2 protein-coding genes are annotated in these 2,957 nt (G+C 72.2%); both read right to left on the minus strand.

The window, feature by feature from the left end:
* Positions 1 to 1,434: NADH-quinone oxidoreductase subunit G (locus ACYVE9_RS21175; RefSeq protein ID WP_461029475.1), on the minus strand; the 1,434-nt coding region annotated here is incomplete at its 3' end.
* The gene (gene nuoF / locus ACYVE9_RS21180) at positions 1,431 to 2,786 is read right to left on the minus strand and encodes an NADH-quinone oxidoreductase subunit NuoF (RefSeq protein WP_461029476.1); all 1,356 of its coding nucleotides are present in this window, start codon (positions 2,784 to 2,786) and stop codon (positions 1,431 to 1,433) included. The genes ACYVE9_RS21175 and nuoF, both read right to left, overlap by 4 nt.
* Positions 2,787 to 2,957: the final 171 nt, after the last annotated feature.

The following is a 2,957-nucleotide window of genomic DNA, read 5'->3' on the forward strand; positions in this document are numbered from 1 at the left end:
GGCCCGGCCGGCCTCCTCCAGTCCGACGCCGCCGGCGAGCGCGTCCAGCCACTCGGTCTCGGTGCCGGGTGCGGCCGGCAGCAGCGTGCCGCCGGCCTTGAGCAGTCCGCGGGTGGCGTGGGTGGCGAGCGTGAAGGTGCGCTGGCCGTGCTTGCGGTGGGCCTTGCGCAGCCGCAGGAAGACGCCGGGGGCCTCCTCCTCCGCTTCGAAGCCGACCAGCAGGACGGCGGGCGCCGCTTCGAGCGCGGCGTGGGTGAGTCCGCCGCCGTCGAGGTCGTGGCCGCGGCCGGCGACGCGGGCGGCGAGGAAGTCCGCTTCCTCGGCGCTGTGCGGCCGGGCCCGGAAGTCGACGTCGTTGGTGCCGAGCGCGACCCGGGCGAACTTGCCGTACGCGTAGGCGTCCTCGACGGTGAGCCGGCCGCCGGTCAGCACCCCGGTGCGGCCTCGGGCCCCGGCGAGCCCTTCGGCTGCGGCGGCGAGTGCCTCCGGCCAGCTGGCGGGCGCCAGTTCACCGGTGGCGGCGTCCCGCACCAGCGGGGTGGTGAGCCGGTCGGGGCGCTGCGCGTAGCGGAAGCCGAAGCGTCCCTTGTCGCACATCCACTCCTCGTTGACCTCGGGGTCGTCGGCGGCGAGCCGCCGCATGACCTTGCCGCGGCGGTGGTCGGTGCGGGTGGCGCAGCCGGTCGAGCAGTGCTCGCACACCGACGGCGACGACACCAGGTCGAAGGGGCGGGACCGGAAACGGTAGGCGGCGGAGGTGAGCGCGCCGACCGGGCAGATCTGGATGGTGTTGCCGGAGAAGTACGACTGGAACGGGTCGTCCTCGCCGGTGCCGACCTGCTGGAGCGCGCCGCGTTCCAGCAGCTCGATCATCGGGTCGCCGGCGATCTGGTTGGAGAACCGGGTGCAGCGGGCGCACAGCACGCAGCGTTCCCGGTCCAGCAGCACCTGGGTGGAGATCGGCACCGGCTTCTCGAAGGTCCGCTTGCGGCCCTCGAAGCGGGTCTCCGGGTCGCCGGTGGACATCGCCTGGTTCTGGAGCGGGCACTCGCCGCCCTTGTCGCAGACCGGGCAGTCCAGCGGGTGGTTGATGAGCAGCAGCTCCATCACGCCGCGCTGCGCCTTCTCCGCGACGGGTGAGGTCAGGTGGGTCTTCACCACCATGCCGTCGGTGCAGGTGATGGTGCAGGAGGCCATCGGCTTGCGCTGGCCCTCGACTTCGACGATGCACTGGCGGCAGGCGCCGGCCGGGTCGAGCAGCGGGTGGTCGCAGAACCGGGGGATGGCGATGCCGAGGAGTTCGGCGGCGCGGATGACGAGGGTGCCCTTGGGCACGCTGATCTGCGCGTCGTCGATGGTGAGGGAGACCAGGTCCTCGGGCGGCGGACCGGCTTCCCCGCCACCGGAGGTCTTGGCGTCAGTGGTCACGGTCACGCGTTCACCTCCAGGTGAGCGTTGTCGTCGTTGCTGCCCTTGTCGGCCCACACCGTGGAGCGGCTCGGGTCGAAGGGGCAGCCGCGGCCGGTGATGTGCTGCTCGTACTCCTCGCGGAAGTACTTCAGCGAGGAGAAGATCGGGCTGGCGGCGCCGTCGCCGAGTGCGCAGAACGACTTGCCGTTGATGTTGTCGGCGATGTCGTCGATCTTGTCGATGTCGTCCATCGAGCCCTTGCCGGCCTCGATGTCGCGCAGCAGCTGGACGAGCCAGTAGGTGCCCTCGCGGCAGGGGGTGCACTTGCCGCAGGACTCGTGGGCGTAGAACTCGGTCCAGCGGGTCACCGCCCGGACCACGCAGGTCGTCTCGTCGAAGCACTGCAAGGCCTTGGTGCCGAGCATCGAGCCGGCCGCGCCGACGCCTTCGTAGTCGAGCGGCACGTCGAGGTGCTCGTCGGTGAACATCGGCGTGGACGAGCCGCCCGGCGTCCAGAACTTCAGGCGGTGGCCGGGCCGCATGCCGCCGCTCATGTCGAGCAGCTGCCGCAGGGTGACGCCCAGCGGTGCCTCGTACTGGCCGGGCCGGGCGACGTGACCGGACAGCGAGTACAGCGTGAAGCCGGGTGACTTCTCGCTGCCCATCGACCTGAACCACTCCTTGCCGCGGTGCATCAGCGCGGGCACGGAGGCGATGGACTCGACGTTGTTGACGACCGTCGGGCAGGCGTAGAGGCCGGCGACGGCCGGGAAGGGCGGACGCAGCCGGGGCTGGCCGCGGCGCCCTTCGAGGGAGTCGAGCAGCGCCGTCTCCTCACCGCAGATGTACGCGCCGGCGCCGGCGTGCACGGTGAGTTCGAGGTCCTTGCCCGGGCCGAGCGCGTCCTTGCCGAGGTACCCGGCCGCGTAGGCCTCGCGCACCGCCTCGTGCAGGCGCCGCAGCACCGGCACGACCTCGCCGCGCAGGTAGATGAAGGCGTGGCCGGAGCGGATCGCGTGGCAGGCGATCACGATGCCCTCGATGAGGGAGTGCGGGTTGGCGAAGAGCAGCGGCATGTCCTTGCAGGTGCCGGGCTCGGACTCGTCGGCGTTGACGACGAGGTAGTGCGGCTTGCCGTCGCCCTGCGGGATGAACTGCCACTTCATGCCGGTGGGGAAGCCGGCGCCGCCACGGCCGCGCAGCCCCGCGTCCTTGACGTAGGCGATGACGTCGTCCGGGTCCATGGCGAGGGCCTTGCGCAGGCCCTCGTAGCCGTCGTGCCGCCGGTAGGTGTCGAGCGTCCACGCCTCGGGCTCGTCCCAGAACGCGGAGAGCACCGGCGAGAGCAGCTTCTCGGCGGATTCGGTGGGGGTCATCGGCCCTCCTCACCGTCGTTGACGGGCCCGGCGGGGTTGGCCGGGTCGGACTTCGCGGTCCGCTGCGGGGCGTCGTGCGAGCTGGGGTGCGTCGCGGGCGCCTCGCCGGGTGCCTTGCCGCCCGGCTCGGGTGCGGGGTCCTTGGGGACGCGCTCGGTGCGCGGGCTGACG

Source organism: Streptomyces sparsus, from assembly GCF_054776295.1.